This window comes from Fodinibius salsisoli (assembly GCF_026229185.1).
GTDB classification, from domain to species: Bacteria; Bacteroidota; Rhodothermia; order Balneolales; family Balneolaceae; genus Fodinibius; species Fodinibius salsisoli.
Genome location: NZ_JAGGJA010000005.1, coordinates 327621 through 342549 on the forward strand (window position 1 = coordinate 327621; position 14929 = coordinate 342549).

18 protein-coding genes, 1 tRNA gene and 1 pseudogene are annotated in these 14929 nt (G+C 45.4%); 12 read left to right on the forward strand and 8 right to left on the reverse strand.

Annotated features, from left to right (window positions below):
- Positions 1 to 11 precede the first annotated feature (11 nt).
- The 6 genes from J6I44_RS09635 to mce all read left to right on the forward strand — a co-directional run bounded on the left by J6I44_RS09635 (position 12) and on the right by mce (position 4976).
- Entirely contained in the window at positions 12 to 275 is a 264-nt protein-coding gene (locus tag J6I44_RS09635; protein WP_265765878.1) for a GIY-YIG nuclease family protein, read from the forward strand.
- Positions 276 to 403: 128 nt separating this feature from the next.
- On the forward strand, positions 404 to 535 hold the full coding sequence (locus tag J6I44_RS20845) for a GIY-YIG nuclease family protein (RefSeq protein ID WP_350356686.1): 132 nt from the start codon (positions 404 to 406) through the stop codon (positions 533 to 535).
- Positions 536 to 745: 210 nt separating this feature from the next.
- A complete protein-coding gene (gene purF, locus J6I44_RS09640) occupies positions 746 to 2248 on the forward strand; it encodes an amidophosphoribosyltransferase (protein WP_265765879.1) in 1503 nt (500 codons plus the stop codon).
- Positions 2248 to 2835: a ribosome biogenesis GTP-binding protein YihA/YsxC gene (gene yihA, locus J6I44_RS09645; RefSeq protein WP_265765880.1), complete on the forward strand. Its 588-nt coding sequence runs from the start codon at positions 2248 to 2250 to the stop codon at positions 2833 to 2835. Before purF ends, yihA begins: the two co-directional genes overlap by 1 nt.
- Positions 2836 to 2859: 24 nt before the next feature.
- Positions 2860 to 4464: a phosphoglycerate dehydrogenase gene (gene serA, locus J6I44_RS09650; protein WP_265765882.1), complete on the forward strand. Its 1605-nt coding sequence runs from the start codon at positions 2860 to 2862 to the stop codon at positions 4462 to 4464.
- 107 nt (positions 4465 to 4571) lie between these two features.
- Positions 4572 to 4976 carry a methylmalonyl-CoA epimerase gene (gene mce / locus J6I44_RS09655; protein ID WP_265765883.1) on the forward strand — a complete coding sequence of 135 codons (405 nt, stop codon included), beginning with the start codon at positions 4572 to 4574 and terminating at the stop codon, positions 4974 to 4976.
- Positions 4977 to 5566: 590 nt separating this feature from the next.
- Here mce and J6I44_RS09660 read toward each other — a convergent pair.
- Positions 5567 to 7411 carry a DUF4153 domain-containing protein gene (locus tag J6I44_RS09660; RefSeq protein ID WP_265765884.1) on the reverse strand — a complete coding sequence of 615 codons (1845 nt, stop codon included), beginning with the start codon at positions 7409 to 7411 and terminating at the stop codon, positions 5567 to 5569.
- A gap of 171 nt (positions 7412 to 7582) precedes the next feature.
- Between J6I44_RS09660 and J6I44_RS09665 the strand changes: the two genes are divergently transcribed.
- A tRNA-Pro gene (locus tag J6I44_RS09665) sits at positions 7583 to 7656 on the forward strand.
- A 105-nt stretch (positions 7657 to 7761) separates the two neighbouring features.
- On the opposite strand, the gene J6I44_RS09670 is transcribed toward J6I44_RS09665, so the two are convergent.
- Together J6I44_RS09670 and J6I44_RS09675 are read right to left on the reverse strand one after the other, a co-directional pair.
- Complete coding sequence (locus J6I44_RS09670) at positions 7762 to 7902, reverse strand: hypothetical protein (RefSeq protein ID WP_265765885.1); 141 nt, start codon at positions 7900 to 7902, stop codon at positions 7762 to 7764.
- A gap of 130 nt (positions 7903 to 8032) precedes the next feature.
- Positions 8033 to 9433, reverse strand: a complete 1401-nt coding sequence (locus tag J6I44_RS09675) for a DUF1593 domain-containing protein (RefSeq protein ID WP_265765886.1) — start codon at positions 9431 to 9433, stop codon at positions 8033 to 8035.
- 337 nt (positions 9434 to 9770) lie between these two features.
- Between J6I44_RS09675 and J6I44_RS20850 the strand changes: the two genes are divergently transcribed.
- On the forward strand, positions 9771 to 10007 hold the full coding sequence (locus J6I44_RS20850) for an SEC-C metal-binding domain-containing protein (RefSeq protein ID WP_350356687.1): 237 nt from the start codon (positions 9771 to 9773) through the stop codon (positions 10005 to 10007).
- A gap of 157 nt (positions 10008 to 10164) precedes the next feature.
- Positions 10165 to 10854, forward strand: a complete 690-nt coding sequence (locus tag J6I44_RS09680) for a class I SAM-dependent methyltransferase (protein WP_265765887.1) — start codon at positions 10165 to 10167, stop codon at positions 10852 to 10854.
- On the opposite strand, the pseudogene J6I44_RS09685 reads toward J6I44_RS09680, so the two are convergent.
- The 4 genes and pseudogenes from J6I44_RS09685 to J6I44_RS09700 form a co-directional block, all read right to left on the reverse strand.
- Positions 10849 to 11271: pseudogene (locus J6I44_RS09685) on the reverse strand (outer membrane beta-barrel protein); the annotation flags it as partial. The gene J6I44_RS09680 and the pseudogene J6I44_RS09685 overlap by 6 nt on opposite strands.
- Positions 11232 to 11552, reverse strand: a complete 321-nt coding sequence (locus tag J6I44_RS09690; protein ID WP_265765888.1) for a hypothetical protein — start codon at positions 11550 to 11552, stop codon at positions 11232 to 11234. The gene J6I44_RS09690 and the pseudogene J6I44_RS09685, both read right to left, overlap by 40 nt.
- Before the next feature lie 145 nt (positions 11553 to 11697).
- Positions 11698 to 11862 (reverse strand): zinc ribbon domain-containing protein, encoded by a 165-nt coding sequence (locus tag J6I44_RS09695; RefSeq protein ID WP_265765889.1) that lies wholly within the window; start codon positions 11860 to 11862, stop codon positions 11698 to 11700.
- 28 nt (positions 11863 to 11890) lie between these two features.
- Complete coding sequence (locus tag J6I44_RS09700; RefSeq protein ID WP_265765890.1) at positions 11891 to 12838, reverse strand: sugar phosphate isomerase/epimerase family protein; 948 nt, start codon at positions 12836 to 12838, stop codon at positions 11891 to 11893.
- A 146-nt stretch (positions 12839 to 12984) separates the two neighbouring features.
- Between J6I44_RS09700 and J6I44_RS09705 the strand changes: the two genes are divergently transcribed.
- On the forward strand, positions 12985 to 13353 hold the full coding sequence (locus J6I44_RS09705; protein ID WP_265765891.1) for a hypothetical protein: 369 nt from the start codon (positions 12985 to 12987) through the stop codon (positions 13351 to 13353).
- A gap of 17 nt (positions 13354 to 13370) precedes the next feature.
- Here the strand turns inward: J6I44_RS09705 and J6I44_RS09710 are convergent, their stop codons facing one another.
- Positions 13371 to 14222, reverse strand: coding sequence for a tetratricopeptide repeat protein (locus J6I44_RS09710; RefSeq protein ID WP_265765892.1), 852 nt, complete (start codon positions 14220 to 14222; stop codon positions 13371 to 13373).
- Between the two features lie 157 nt (positions 14223 to 14379).
- On the opposite strand from J6I44_RS09710, the gene J6I44_RS09715 reads away from it, so the two are divergent.
- Both J6I44_RS09715 and J6I44_RS09720 read left to right on the forward strand, forming a co-directional pair.
- Positions 14380 to 14580 (forward strand): hypothetical protein, encoded by a 201-nt coding sequence (locus J6I44_RS09715; RefSeq protein ID WP_265765893.1) that lies wholly within the window; start codon positions 14380 to 14382, stop codon positions 14578 to 14580.
- 27 nt (positions 14581 to 14607) lie between these two features.
- Positions 14608 to 14772 carry a DUF1328 domain-containing protein gene (locus J6I44_RS09720; RefSeq protein WP_265765894.1) on the forward strand — a complete coding sequence of 55 codons (165 nt, stop codon included), beginning with the start codon at positions 14608 to 14610 and terminating at the stop codon, positions 14770 to 14772.
- The last annotated feature ends 157 nt before the right edge of the window (positions 14773 to 14929 follow it).

Genomic DNA, 14929 nt, shown 5'->3' on the forward strand with positions numbered 1-14929 from the left:
TTATGTTGGATATGTTTTATACCTATATCATATATAGCCCATCAATTGATCAGTATTATACTGGATATACCTCCCATACGGTTGAGGAGCGATTGAGAAGGCACAATGCTGGATCGAGTTCATCCACGAAAGCCGGCATACCCTGGACCATAAAATATGTGAAGAGTTTTGAGGCTAAGTCGGAGGCTATCAAGTGGGAGAACTTTATTAAACGTCAGAAAAGTCGGCGGTTTATTGAACGGTTGATACACTCTGAAGAGAATGAATGGGCATAACTCAATGGTAGAGCCCCGAAGTGTCGGGGCCAAGGTGAAGGGCGTCCCGAGGCTTCGGGAAATCTCGTCTCCCGCTCTCGATTAAAGCCTTTGCAGGAATCTGCAGAGGCTTTTTTTATTTTAAGGATATGTTCTATACCTACATCATCTATAGCCCATCAATTGATCAGTATTATACCGGTTATACCTCCCATGCGGTTGAGCATCGGTTGATGAGACATAATAGCGGATCTAGTACTTCTATAAAGGCGGCGTCCTAATTCATGTGGTCGTACCTCTCCTCTAGGCCAATAAGGGTGGATAGATAAGTTGTCAAAATGGATCTATCTAGATCCATTTTGGGATTAGCATTCCACCCGTATTTTGCCAAATATCCACCCACAAAAGATAGTGCTAATTTATTTACTAATTCGTCATCTATTTTCTTAACTTTATAAGCACTAAAAATATTTTACCATTTTAATAGATTCATGATCGATAAGCCTCGAGATTATTGCGGTATCTTTGGGATTCAAAACCATCCGGATGCAGCTCTCCTTTCCTACTACGGATTACATTCTCTTCAACATCGCGGGCAGGAATCAGCCGGCATTATAACCTCCCATTATGATGATGAGAAAAGCCGCTGGGTGATGCCGGCGCACCGAGATTTCGGATTGGTGTTAAATATATTCGATGATCCAAAGATTTTTGAGAACGAACTGAAAGGCCGGGCCGCGATTGGCCACAACCGGTACTCAACAACCGGGGCAGCCAAAAATCCAGCGAACATTCAGCCTTTTCGGGTTCATTACCACGAAGGGAATATTGCGATCGGCCATAATGGGAATCTGGCCAATGCCAAGCAGCTGCGCGATCGGTTTCGGGAAGAGGGCGTTTTATTTCAAAGTACCTCGGATACTGAACTTATTTTGCACCTCATTTCGCACAGCCAGAAAGATACACAGATAGAGCAGGTACTGGATGCTCTCGAACAAATTGAAGGCGCCTACAGCTTGGTCATGCTTACGGATGATAAGCTGATTGCCGTTCGCGATCCCAATGGATTTCGTCCATTAGCACTCGGCAAAGTAGATGGAAGCTATTGCGTATCCAGTGAGACATGCGCCTTCGATATTATTGACGCCGAATATGTGCGTGATATTAAACCGGGGGAAGTCTTGGTCTTGGATCAGGATGCCGGCAGTGATGCTGAGCCCGTCTCCTATCAACTGGAGCCGGAGCATGGAACGGGGACCAGTCAGTGCATCTTTGAATACGTCTATTTTTCTCGCCCGGATAGCAAGATCTTCGGCGAAAATGTAGATAAGGTACGCCGCAACCTGGGCAAGTACCTGGCTAAAGAACATCCGGTGAATGAAATTATCCAGAAAGACACCGGGGATACAAAACCTATTGTAATTTCGGTTCCCGACTCAAGTAATACGGCTGCATTGGGATATGTGCATGAGAACCAGAAGTTTGGGAATGAATGTAAGTATGAGATCGGGCTGATTCGAAATCATTATGTGGGGCGAACATTTATCTCTCCCGGACAAAAATCGAGGGAGCAGAAAGTTCGTACCAAGTTTAATACCGTAAAAGGGGTTATTGAAGGTCGTTCGGTTATTATTGTGGATGATTCTATTGTACGGGGGACAACCTCGCGCTATCTTGTGAATATGATTCGTCAAGCCAATCCCGCGGAAGTACACTTCCTGGTGAGCTCACCACCGATTATTAGTCCCTGTTATTATGGAATGGATTTCCCGACCCCCAAAGAGCTGATGGCTAATCGGTTTGATCGTGATATTGATGCCATGGCCAAAGAAATTGGGGTAGACAGTCTGCGCTATCTTTCTGCTGATGGATTGGTGAATTCGGTCAAAGAGGCGAATCTTTCAGGTGACGATTATTGTACCGCCTGTTTTACGGAGAACTATCCGGTGCCGGTAAACTTTGGAGTTGAGAAGGAAGAAAATGAGATTGTTTGATGAAGTTTAAGAAAGCTCATTTTGTTACGGGCGCCCCTTCACTGGATGTCTGTCCAGAGCCGTACTATCCGGAAATATGTCTAGCCGGTCGGTCCAATGTGGGAAAGTCATCGTTGATTAACGCCATGCTTAACCACAAGGGATTGGCCCGCACCAGTAACACGCCGGGGAAAACCCAGGAAATGAATTATTACCTGGTAGATGATAAAACGTACCTGGTCGATCTGCCCGGCTTTGGATATGCCAAAGTATCCAAAAAAGAGCGAGAGCGCTGGGGCCGGGATATCAGAGATTATCTGCTGGAACGCCCTACGCTTCACTTGGTTATTCACCTTGTGGATATCCGCCATAAGCCCAGTAAGCTGGATGAAGAATTTTTCTACTGGCTGGGAGTGAACAGGCTGCCCTTTATTGTAGTATTGACCAAAGGCGATAAGCTTTCTCATAATAAGCGGCAGCAATCCAAAGCCCGAGTGAAGAGAATTTTAGATGAAATGAATATTGAAGTACCGATTGTGATTAGTTCCGTGAAAGACAAGACCGGAATTAAAGACGTCAAAAAATTGATTACTGAATTTACTAAATAAACCTAACACCATAACTAACTCTCCATGTCATTTAACATACTCATTCTGGATAATGTCCATCCCCTTGTTGAAGATGCTTTTAAAGAGCGCGGTATCAACGTTACGCGCAATCATGATCTGAGTGGGGAAGAACTCCATAACGAAATTAAGAAATATGAAGGTATTGTCGTCCGTAGTTCGACGACCGTAAGTGCCGATTTACTGAAATCCGCTGAAAACCTGAAGATTGTTGGTCGAGCGGGCGTTGGTGTTGACAATATCGATATTCCTGCAGCAACGGCCAGCGGCGTACTGGTTATGAATACGCCCGACGGAAATACGATTTCTACAGCAGAACACACCTGTGGGATGATCCTTGCAATTGCCCGTAACATTCCCCAGTCGGTGAATAAAGTAAAAGCCGGCGGCTGGGACCGAAAGAAGTATATGGGTACCGAAGTGCACAGTAAGACACTGGGAATTATTGGATTAGGTAAAATTGGTGCTGAAGTAGCCCAGCGAATGCATGAGTTTGGAATGACCATTAAAGCATACGATCCCTTTGCTTCTGTTGAGAAGGCCGATCGCCTGAATGTAGAGCTGATGGAGCTGGATGAACTCTTGGGGGAAGCTGACTTCCTGACGGTTCATACTCCGCTGACTGAAAAAACTAAAGGGCTTGTCTCCATGGAAAAAGCAGATAAGCTCAAAAAAGGCATGTTCTTAGTGAACTGTGCTCGTGGCGGTATCTACAAAGAAGAAGACCTGGGCAAGCTGATTGATGAAGGATATGTTGCGGGTATTGCACTGGATGTATATTCGCAAGAGCCACCCAGCGAAGAACTTTGCGAGATCTTGAAGCACCCCAACATTATTTCTACGCCACACTTAGGAGCCTCAACCGAAGAAGCACAGGAAAAAGTGGCTGTGCAGATTGCCCACCAGATGGCCGATGCGCTCGAAGAGAAAAGTTTCAAAGGCAGCCTCAATGGCAAGTCGATTTCTCTTATCACCAATAAAGAGGTACAGCCTTATCTGAAGCTGGCTGAAAAGCTGGGCAAAGTTGCTATACAGTTGGCGCCCGAGCACGCCAATAATTTCTCTTTTGAATATAGCGGTGCATGCGCTCAATACTCTGATGTACTGACGGATTCCATCCTGAAAGGCATCCTTACTGAGCATGTCAGCGAAGCTGTTAACCTCATTAATGCCCGGCATTATGCCGAAGATCGCGGCATCAAAATTCGGGAAACCAAAGCGGCCGAAGCGAAAACATTTAACGACTTGATTACCGTAAACCTTGATGGTGATGCTGCTGAGTATCAAGAAATTTCAGGCTCTGTATTTGGAGATGATGACTTCCGTATCGTCAAGATTGATGGTTACGGAATTGAGCTTCGTCTGGAAGGTGATATCGTGATGTATCAAAACGAAGATAAGCCCGGTATGCTGGCCAGTGTAAGCAGCGCCATGGCGAAGCAGGATATCAATATTGGCTCCCTGAGCTTGGGACGAACCAATAAAGGATCCAACGCTATTACCGCCGTTTCTGTGGATAAAAAGCTGAGTAAGGAAGAGCTGGAGCCTATTTATGCACTCGACGGTATTAAAGCACTAAAATACATTAGCCTGCCTAATGGCGAAGAATAGGTAGTAGTTAATACGAATACGCATTACGCAATACTTGGAAGTTGATTTATGTTATGTATGGTGTAGTGCGTATTTCGTATTACAAAAACCTGTAATTAAACAACTTCATGAAGCATATCGATCATGTCGGCATAGCAGTTGAAAATCTGGAAGAAGCGATTTCTACTTACGAACGATTGCTTGGAACACCATGCTACAAGCGGGAAACGGTGCAACAGCAGCAAGTAGAAACGGCTTTTTTTAAGACCGGGGATAACGCCAAGGTAGAACTTTTAGGCGCCACGGATCCCAATTCTGTTATTGCCAAATTTGTTGGCAAACAGGGCGAGGGTATGCATCATATAGCTTTTGAAGTGGATGATATTGAGGCTGAGCTTGATCGCCTGCGTGAAGAAGGCTTCACGCTCTTATCTGAAAAACCTGCAGAAGGCGCTGATAATAAACGGGTAGCCTTTGTCCATCCAAAAGACAACCATGGCGTGTTGATAGAGCTGTGTGAAAGTATGGATTGATCGGTTTATTCTAATCTAACAGCATTCATTGGGATACATTCACTTTAATTTGGATCTAGATCCAAATTGTTAGAATAAAGTAAACTATTTTTAAAACTTCCTCTTTCGTATTTTACGTCCTTTTCCGCGCATGAACAATTCTATGGTATACCTCTTCCGAAGGGCAGAGCCAGACAAGCTGGAGGAATGCTTTATTAAATCTTTACCCTAACTTTCTATCACCTTTTGGCTTGACCCAAAAGGTTAATAAAAGGTCAAGAAGAATTTAACTCCTCGGTGCTGTTCTAATACACTACCGTTGTTAATGGTTTGCAGGCAGCCCCCTCGTCAGACAGAAATTCTTCCGGTGGGTCTTGTCTCTTCTTTTCACTAATTAAAAACAGCAAATTATAAGAATTATGCTTTTGGTTACTTTTTTGTCCATTCAAAAAAGTGATAGAAGTATGTCATTTTTTTAAAAGTGAAGTAAGCAATTGCTATTCATTTAGACTTAGTCATGCTCTCGAAACTTTCCCGCGAGATGGATCGGAGCGGACGAAGATTGGCAAAATGTAACTAAAAGGGCAATATTGATATTAAAAGTTAGGCTTTTAGTGATCGTTAGAGTTAACGCTCAACAGCAGGTCCAGCCGAGCTGATTCTATGCGTGGAGTATTCTCCATCTCTTTGAAATTGACGCCCCGGAAATATACCTTAACTTGCCACTGACCATTGCTGGCTTCAATTGCCATCTCTTCCGGCGAAAGTCCATAGCTTTCAGAAGGAGACCTCTGAAATAAAGTATCAGCCAGATTTTTAACCGGTAGCGTTAGGCCTTGTTGCGACTCATCCTCAAGTGATAACCGAAGGTTTAAGGAGTCTTCTGCCAGGCTAAGGAAAAAAGTCTGGTCTCCAATTTGAAGACTATCAGTGTGTTGATGAGGATGGATCTGTATATTTTGTGCCAGCCAGTCATAAGGCTGTATTTCAATAAGCCGCCGTGACTTGGTATTAAAATTTCGTATTACAGGACTGCTAACATTATGCGGTACGGGACTCAAGGTATACTCAATGCCCATCAGTTCTCTGGCAATATGTGCGGGTCGATTGTAGATTGGGGGCTGATGGCTTGAGTCCGGATTGGCAGTGAAAGCTGAAAGATCTTCTTCAAACCAAGGCTGAATACCCGCCAGGCCATGGGTATTATCCAAGTAGCGTAAGATGCTACTTATTTCCCGGCGATCTTCCCAGTCTACGGAGGCCGATGTTTTGTGGATGCGACCTTCTTTCAGGATGTTATTTTCCTGTAAATACCCCTGTAGACGATGTATCTGGCTGCGCTCGGCAACTGAAAAAGCTCCCCAGGGACCAAAGGAAATAAACAGGGCTACCAAGGTCAGGGAAACAGGGATTACTTTAATATTTTGCTCCTTGCTGAAAATAAAATAGCCAACGATGCCCGCCAGCCAAATACCTAAACTAAGTACAAAATACCGGTTAACGGTAAAGCTATATTCATCAATACGAACCCAAATTGCCAGGAGAAGAAGGATGACCAAGGGAATGAGGGCCCTGAAGTAACTGTGTGAAAATCGTTTGATCCATCTATTTTCCACATTCTCACGAATGGGATGTAGCAGCAAAAGAGCCAGTATGCCGACGATAGAAAAACTTAACACCAGGTATGCCACCAAGCCCTCCGGCCAGCTCCATTCCAGGATAATTTTACCCGTATAGCTATACAGGATCACCAGGTATACAATGACCAGCGGTATAAGAATATACTGGGTGAAGATTTTTAACCCCCGGGGATAGGTCGTCTGCCGCTCCAATTTATCCAGGGGTTTAGGAATGCCCGCCAAAAAGAACCATGTATTAAATACCCCTCCAAGAAAGAAGAAAAGCTGTAGGTAGGTTTCTTCATCAATAGCGGCATTGAACAGCATTTCAACGGAAGCAAGGGCAATGGCAAGTCCCAGGAACAGCACCCCGGAGAATAGGATGGCCGTCAGGAAACGCAGAAACAGGGTTTTGTTATACTGCCAAAACCCATTCATTTTCCCTCTTTCCCAAAAAGGACCGATCGCTACCATCAGGTGGACTGCAATGAAATAGAGCACATAGCGAAGCAGATGTTTATAGGGAGCTTCGTACAGATCATCGGGTAGCAGCAGATAATAGCCCACTAGGAGCAGCCCCCCGACTCCATTAACCAGCAGTGGATTCCACTTTTTCTTTTCGGCAACCAGCGTCAGACCGGTAAACAAAGCAATACCGAGCACCAGTACCATGATGGCATTAAATAAAAAAGGAACGTCTTCTACCTCTTGGTAAGGTAATTCCGTGAGGTAGATAGCGATACCAGAGGCCAGTACCGCAGAGGCCAACACGAAGGGGAAGCGCAAAAGGGTAGACTGGGATTGGTTGAGTATATAATCCAGAGAAGGTAACTGCATATAGTAAAGATCTTCTTGATATCAAGTTATAAATTATAATATCCGGTAAGTTGATGAGAGTTACAATAGGATAACGGGGCAAAGCGATTACTTATAGGGTGGGGGCAGTAGAATAGCAATAATTGGAGTTGAGTTTTGCCATGAATGATGATATCTTTGCATTCACTAATTCGGGACATGGCGCAGCCCGGTAGCGCGCACGACTGGGGGTCGTGAGGTCGCAGGTTCAAATCCTGTTGTCCCGACTTATGAAGCCTTCTGATAGCTTACAAGAGCTGTTAGGAGGCTTTTTTAGTTTATGGCTTTGCTTGGTTGACAGCTTCCAGGATGTAGTAACTGTTATCCTATTGTTATATGGTATGGATAGTGCCTAAACCGTAAGGCAATGACCTGTTACTCACCCGTGAGTATTGTGACCCATCCTCTAACTCCTTCCCTGTAAGCAGGGAAGGAGGATTCTTGTATGCACTACCGTCTCTTTGTTGTTTCATACTGGCGGGAGTTAGTTTTTTTGTCACTCTGAGGAGTCATGGTAGCGATGGGGAAGAGTTTCAAGTGTAGAAAGCACTATATCATGAAATGGCCTCAAAAAGATATGAGAAAAGTCATAATTTTAGGTTCCTAATTTTTGGGACTGATAATAATTCTCCGATAGCTAGTCAGGTTGTGCGTTCCGTCATCCGTTACTTCTAATATAACATGGAAGCTCTTGCCGGCCGCGTCGGACGGTATCTGCACGGTTACCTGCTCGGAGCTTGGGGCAGATAGTGGGATTTCCTGCTGGTAGCTGCCCGCCTCTGAGAGTACCCACCACGAGAAGCGCAGGGAATCTCCATCAGGATCGGAGCTGCCGGATCCGTCGAGGGTGAGGGTAGTCCCCGGCTCGGGAGAAAGGGTGATAGCTGGCAGTCCTCGGTTTCCATTGACCACTGCAACGGGATTACGATTGCCGGTACCTTCAGCTGCCCAGTCCATGCGGGCGGCAAAGTTGTTGAAAGTGGCCGGGTAGAAATGCTCCGAATATTTTGTTGAGGTGGCATGGGCATCTATTTCTTCATGATTGGTATAGGCATAGGTTTCCTGGTCGGGTCCCATCGCCCATTTAAAATAACCACCCCAGCTGCCCCAGTCCTGCTGCTCGGGATTGTTCAGACCGTTCGGAAGCACATACAGAAAGGAGGGGGTATCGCCTTCCACGCCATATTTGTACTTGGGATACATGCTGCCCAGGGTTCCATGACCTTGAATATGGGTGGCATACTGCTTCCAATTGCTTTTACCGGTACCATTCTGAAACTTCCACGCGCTTTCATCCCAGATAAAAAACAGATCCTTTTTAAACGCCCGGCGCATCCACTGGTGGGAGCTGATGTTGTAGGGCGTGCCGTCTTTGTAGCTGCGATCCTGGTCGGTAATGGTATAGGCTCGTAGGTTACGCAGGAAGTCGGTGAGCTCTCTATCCGTTCGCTCCTGTTGCACTTGCCAGATGGCTTGGGCCAGGGTGTTGCCTCCGCCCCAGACTAATACCCAAAGAGGACGAGGATCTTCTTGATCTGCCATTTTGATGATGAGATTACTGCCGGGTGACTCATTCCCCTCACCGATATGCTCCATCCCTCGAGTTTGGCTTCCCACGACGGTTCGAGCCCGCAGGTAGTCCGGACTGGGCCAGTAGCCGATGTTCTGTTGAGACTCATCCTGCAGAAACTGCCTTTGCCCGGACCGTTTCTGCAGGTTGGCCAAATCTTGCTCGTAGCCGTCGATGGCATTGTGAATCAGATGCACCCAATCAGCATTATCACCACTACTGCTCCAGCCGGTGGTTGCCACCAGCCCTTCAATTTCAAACAGGTCGGCATGCACGAACAGCCGGATGATGGATTCCATGTCATCGGGCTCCACATCGTTGGGTGAGATGTCCGTCAGCACAAGGATTCGTGGTTTAAGGGAATCTGCCGGGGAGGTAGCATATAGAACTGAGGGTAATAACAGCAACAAGGTCGATAAAAGAAGTTTTTGCATACACTTATACAGTTGAGTGGTGGAAAAAGTCTCGGCTCCTTTAGGTTTGAAGAATGTCGTTATCATAATCTACTCTTATTTATCCGTTATCTATGGTACAGATGGAGTGGCTTATAATCAAACAGAAGAATAAGACAGCTTGAGATTTAGACACACACAGGCGCCCTGGATTTGGCGAGGCAATTTGGATCAGTATCAAGCCCGTCATAGATCAATAGATCATGAGTCTAAAGTTTTGGTCCTAAGTTGCAAACTTGGACCAGCAGGGTTAGAGACGGTCAGGTATATTGTTAATATTTATATATTTTACTCACCAACGTTAAACCTATTAAAGACTATGGCTAATAAACCCGACAGAAACGATCCGTGCCACTGTGGGAGCGGACGGAAGTATAAGAATTGTTGCCTTGGTAACGACGACTCTTCACTAAAATCAAAGCTTCAGATGGTCGGCCTTGTTATCGTGGTTATTCTGGGTCTGGGTGTTTTGGGAATGGCTCTTTTCGGTGGTTCGGATAACCCGGATTGTCCGCCGGGAAAAAGCTGGTCGAAAGCACACCAGCACTGTCATTAACGATCCGGTTTAAGGTGGTCTCTGTCAGAGATGTCTTTGGGCTCGTTAGCAGAAAAGCACTTCACTCATCCGATGAGTATTAGGCTCTGATGACTACTCATGATCTGTTATAATTTATATATTGCCCGTCTAATGTATTAACAACATCATGGCCATTATGGATAACCGTCGCCAACATCTTTCCTTTGATTCTCATCACTTTGCAAAGAAGAAAGAGGGAGGTGAAGGGCTATCGATGCAGGATACCTTTAAAGAAATCCATCAGAACAATCACTGGCAGGGAGAGGAGTCGCTATCGGGGGAGGGCTCCAGCCGGCAACAGACCGCAAAGCTTTTTACTAAGCTTCCGGAGCTTCTACGGAAGTACAATATAAATTCTATGCTTGATCTGCCCTGTGGTGATTTCAGCTGGATGCAACATCTGGATCTCCCGGTCACTTCCTACATCGGGGCTGATATTGTGCCGGAGCTTATTGCTGATAACAGGGTGCAATATGCTAATGCTCAGCGCCGATTTACTACACTGGATATTACGACCGATCCGCTGCCCGAGGTTGATCTGTTGCTGTGCCGCGATTGTTTGGTCCACTTTTCGTTGGAGCACATCCGGAAAGCCCTGCAGAATATTAACGCCCACAATATTGACTATTTCTTGACCACAACTTTTCCCTTATGCAAAACCAATGAAGATATCACCACTGGAGATTGGCGGCCGCTGAACCTGCAGGTAGAACCTTTCAATCTGCCCGACCCCCAACTGATAATCACTGAAGGCTGTACAGAAGGCGAGGGGCTCTACCAGGATAAGAGTCTGTGCTTGTGGGAAACATCAAGTGCTTTCTCATAACTTATATCCAAGAGATATACCAAAGGCTATGTTCCGTATAGTGTCTTCCGGGGGTGAGCCATCGATATTGGGCTCTATGTTTGCCAATCCTAACTGTAGATTGAACTGGGCCGAAAATCGATCGGCAAATTCATATCCGGCTATAATAGTGGCACCATAATCCCAGGGCTTTCCATATAAGTAATCACCGAACTCTCCATCTGCAATATCCTTTTTAAAATTGACATTCCCATGATCGTCATGAATAATATCGCCTATCACAATATTTTCATCGGCCTCCCACTGGCCACCTGTTCCATATCCGAGGTAGGGTCCCGCGCCAATTAGTAATCGTCCGTTACCCAGTGAAGGTTTATATAGCACGTTGAGAGGCAGTTCTATATAGTTAGCAGATACTTTAAAGTCATTACCGGTACCGGCAAACCAGCTGTCATCATGTGTAAAGCCTTTCCGGGCATAGAGTAGATTGGGTTGTAGGTATAGAGCAGAGCACGGCCGAGGGGTATATCAACGGCGATCCCAACCTGCCAGCCGGGTTTAAATTGAGTGTCTTGACCATCGCCCGAGGCGTCTTTGAAAATTATATTTGAGTAATGTGCACCGGCTTTAATACTTACTTCTGTTTGGGCGTGAGCGGGAACAGTGGTAAGGATCAGCAAAAGGAGAAGTAGTGGGAGGTATTGGTTGGGGATGGTCATAGTGGTTATGATATGTAACTCGTTGGGATGTAGTTGAATAATATCAATGATGGTGCTCTATGATATACTACACCCAGAATAAGGGAGATAACTAATGATGACCTGTATGATTGTTTTTGAGGGTTTCATCCAGTCAACACAGCTTTTACCATAACACCCAGAAGAAGATCAGCAGGATGATCATCACCCACACCATGACCTGCATGCCGGTGGACTGTTGGGGAAATTCGTAGCCACAGATCGGGCACACCTCTGCATCGCGATCAACCATCATGGCACAGCCGGGACATTCTTTTTGGTTATCACTCATTGTTCTGGATCTTGATTATATCTATTGATCAGACGCCAGCTTCTTCAATGACGTTCAGCGTTTTGCGGAGTCCGGTCTCTGCTACCTGCTGTAAATCCTGATCCCAGTACTTGGGATTATAAAGCTCCAGTGAAACACAGCCGCTAAATCCAGTTTGTTTGAGATCTTTCAAGATATCGGGCAGGGGGAGCACGCCATCGCCGGGAAAGACGCGATGTTTATCTTCAAGCTGGTCTATAGATGGTGCGTTCGGAGCATCAGCGAACTGAAAAATGGCAATGGCATTGCCATTGAGCATAGACAGTCCCTCAAAACCACCCTTGCTGATATGCATGTGATACGTATCGGGGATAACCCGCGCTTCGGGGTGGTTGGCATTGAGCGCAACTGCGGTAGCTTCGCCCAGCGTTTTAAGGGGGAAAAACTTTACAAAGACCAGTGCGGGTTTGACGTTGTAATCATTGATTCCAATTTCAATGATATCATAGTAGCGATCGGCCACCCAGCCTAAATCATAGTCTTCGCCCACAGTGTTGGGTATTGTTTGGATATGATTTGAGCCGATATCTGCAGCCATCCGCATGCGTCGGCGGGTACCTTTGAGGGATTTTTCCCACTCTGAACGAGTAGGAGGGAGCGCATTCCAAAGGCCAATAACGCTGGGTACAAAAAGCCCCCGGTCTTTAATTTCCTGTCCCAGTTCTTTTAGGTCACCGCCATTCTTTTCAAATTCTTCCAGCTCGCCATCCCATGGCTCTATAGCATCGAAGCCGGCTTCGTCAGCGATAGCAACTTTTTCTTTAAGTGAAGCAGGGCGTATAGTAGCTGTATCCAGGCAGATGGGCCAGGGGCTCCGTCCGTCTTGGTACCGCTTATCCGCGGAGGGTGGCGAGTCGTCAGAGGGAGAGGTATATTGAGAAAAAATGCTGCCAATAAGTCCTGCTGAGCTAAGAGCAAAGAAGTTTTTGCGGTCCATAGTTTTCGAGTCGATTATAGGTTAGGCTTTAAGCGGATCCAAATGCTTGGTCTTGCTAAATCCCCTAATCACAAGTTTAGCTCTTGTATCCGTTACTGCAAGTATATAATTTCCAATGAATTCAAAAGCAAATTCTTTCATGCAGCATGAAGCAACAGACAACGGTAGTTATTACGAAGGTGGAAATTGATGGAGAGGTCTGGCCGCTGGACGAGCCGGAAGATATTGAGCTCGAATTTTCAGCTATTGATACCGGGGGTGGCTTCCACGACCCTATTCTTGATTTTGCTTATGAGCTATCTGCAGAAGAACAGGCCGCCTATCTGCAGGAAGACCTGTACGATATAACACTGTACCTGCAAGATCCTGCGCATGAGGAGAACAGCTTAGAGGTTGCCTATGAAGGGCGGTTAAAACTGACCGATAACGATCGGCTTGAAGGTACGGGACGGTTAAAAGATGAAGATATGAGCCGTGATATTGTCAAGTTTGTGATACGCAGCGTACGGCGATAGATTAAGAAAGATATCTTTTATTCTTCTTCTCCCGACTGTTCAATATGTTGCTGCCATAAATGTTCGGCCTGGTGTTTTAGATAACGATCTTCCACAAGGTGAGAGTCGCGTGGATTCATATCCAGAATATGCTGCAGTTGGGTCTTTGCTTCCGTATTGCGGCCAAAGTGCAGGAGCATGCGAGCATAAAATAGCTGGTTAGCGTGATTCTTGGGAGCGACTTTCATAGCTTTCTGGATGAGTTTAAGGGCTTCATCTTTGGATGGCCATCCCTTAACAAGCAGTATGCTTGGCGTTTCGTAATGAATTTGGGCCAGCAGACGGTAGCCGCCACCCTCCTGGTAGGTGGAGTCGAGCGCTATTACTTGTTGGGCGGCATTACGCATTTTGCCATCGGTACGGTCGATGCTCGTTTGCCATAGGTTGTGCATGCGGTCCCACTCAATCAGGTTTTTACAATACCAATACCAGATGGCGGCCGATTGGGGATATTGCTCAAGCATCTTTTCGCCCAGGGCGCGAGCTTTATCAAAAGCTCTCTTTTGCTCGCTCCCATCTATATCGGTATAAATACCTTTAAAATAATAGGCCTGCAGGAGGTTGATAGCCGGCTGTGGAGTGTATCCGTCATCTTCTTCCTGTTCAGTAGATTCGAATGCTGTTATTGCTTTGTCAATATTAGTTGAAGAGGTGCGAAAAGAATCAGCTCCAGATGCCCGCCGGGTGTACCAATCCTCACCTTCCTTAAAAAGCGATTGAGCAGTCATCGGGGGTATCCAACAGAAAATGAGAACCCCGAGCATACTCCAGGTAATCAGTTGGTTGTAAACTAAACGTTGTTGTTCGTAGCTATCTGGTCCAGCCTTCATCACCCGAGCCGATTTTGTGAGTTACCTATATCAACAGGTAATTTATTTTTTAGTTTTGTTATATCAAACTTAATCACCATACTAATTGTTAGTATGCAAACGTAAAGGTTATGAAATTGTTTTAATTAAAAATTAATTTTCTCAGGAACAGTTGGACATGAAAATATTAGGTATTGTCGTTTCAATTGTAGGGCTGGTTGGATTTATTTATTCAGGAATTAATTATATTAATAATTCTGAAACATTCAGTGCGTTCGGAGTAGACGTTGCTGTAAGCAAGGGAGATCCGGTACCCATCGTTGTATCGGTTGTTGTGCTCATTGCAGGTCTTCTAATTACACGTGCTGCGAAAAAATAAACATACATAAATTATTTGGAGGGGATTATGCTACGCTGGACGATCACTTTTCTTGTTATTGCCATTATAGCTGCTATTTTAGGATTTGGAGGCATCGCCGGGGCCGCGGCAGGTATTGCTGAGATTCTATTTTATATCTTTCTGGTCTTATTTGTTATCTCTCTTATCTTTGGCAGAGGGGGACGTGTATAGAACGTATGCGAAGTTGTTCTTTATTTTGGGAACAAAAAAAGCATATTATTAATATAAGCCCATAGAAATATCTGGGTTATTGAATAGATGTATCCACAGGTGGTTGTATTGGGCCATTGCATAACCAATATATATTGTGATTGGCCATAAAGAGAGT

Excerpts from the sequence above, each read along its gene's own strand:
- J6I44_RS09635 (WP_265765878.1), top strand. The coding sequence starts at position 12 with ATGTTTTATACCTATATCATATATAGCCCATCAATTGATCAGTATTAT.
- J6I44_RS20845 (WP_350356686.1), top strand. The coding sequence starts at position 404 with ATGTTCTATACCTACATCATCTATAGCCCATCAATTGATCAGTATTAT.
- purF (WP_265765879.1), top strand. The coding sequence starts at position 746 with ATGATCGATAAGCCTCGAGATTATTGCGGTATCTTTGGGATTCAAAAC.
- yihA (WP_265765880.1), top strand. The coding sequence starts at position 2,248 with ATGAAGTTTAAGAAAGCTCATTTTGTTACGGGCGCCCCTTCACTGGAT.
- serA (WP_265765882.1), top strand. The coding sequence starts at position 2,860 with ATGTCATTTAACATACTCATTCTGGATAATGTCCATCCCCTTGTTGAA.
- mce (WP_265765883.1), top strand. The coding sequence starts at position 4,572 with ATGAAGCATATCGATCATGTCGGCATAGCAGTTGAAAATCTGGAAGAA.
- J6I44_RS09660 (WP_265765884.1), bottom strand. The coding sequence starts at position 7,411 with ATGCAGTTACCTTCTCTGGATTATATACTCAACCAATCCCAGTCTACC.
- J6I44_RS09670 (WP_265765885.1), bottom strand. The coding sequence starts at position 7,902 with ATGAAACAACAAAGAGACGGTAGTGCATACAAGAATCCTCCTTCCCTG.
- J6I44_RS09675 (WP_265765886.1), bottom strand. The coding sequence starts at position 9,433 with ATGCAAAAACTTCTTTTATCGACCTTGTTGCTGTTATTACCCTCAGTT.
- J6I44_RS20850 (WP_350356687.1), top strand. The coding sequence starts at position 9,771 with ATGGCTAATAAACCCGACAGAAACGATCCGTGCCACTGTGGGAGCGGA.
- J6I44_RS09680 (WP_265765887.1), top strand. The coding sequence starts at position 10,165 with ATGGATAACCGTCGCCAACATCTTTCCTTTGATTCTCATCACTTTGCA.
- J6I44_RS09690 (WP_265765888.1), bottom strand. The coding sequence starts at position 11,552 with ATGACCATCCCCAACCAATACCTCCCACTACTTCTCCTTTTGCTGATC.
- J6I44_RS09695 (WP_265765889.1), bottom strand. The coding sequence starts at position 11,862 with ATGAGTGATAACCAAAAAGAATGTCCCGGCTGTGCCATGATGGTTGAT.
- J6I44_RS09700 (WP_265765890.1), bottom strand. The coding sequence starts at position 12,838 with ATGGACCGCAAAAACTTCTTTGCTCTTAGCTCAGCAGGACTTATTGGC.
- J6I44_RS09705 (WP_265765891.1), top strand. The coding sequence starts at position 12,985 with ATGAAGCAACAGACAACGGTAGTTATTACGAAGGTGGAAATTGATGGA.
- J6I44_RS09710 (WP_265765892.1), bottom strand. The coding sequence starts at position 14,222 with ATGAAGGCTGGACCAGATAGCTACGAACAACAACGTTTAGTTTACAAC.
- J6I44_RS09715 (WP_265765893.1), top strand. The coding sequence starts at position 14,380 with ATGAAAATATTAGGTATTGTCGTTTCAATTGTAGGGCTGGTTGGATTT.
- J6I44_RS09720 (WP_265765894.1), top strand. The coding sequence starts at position 14,608 with ATGCTACGCTGGACGATCACTTTTCTTGTTATTGCCATTATAGCTGCT.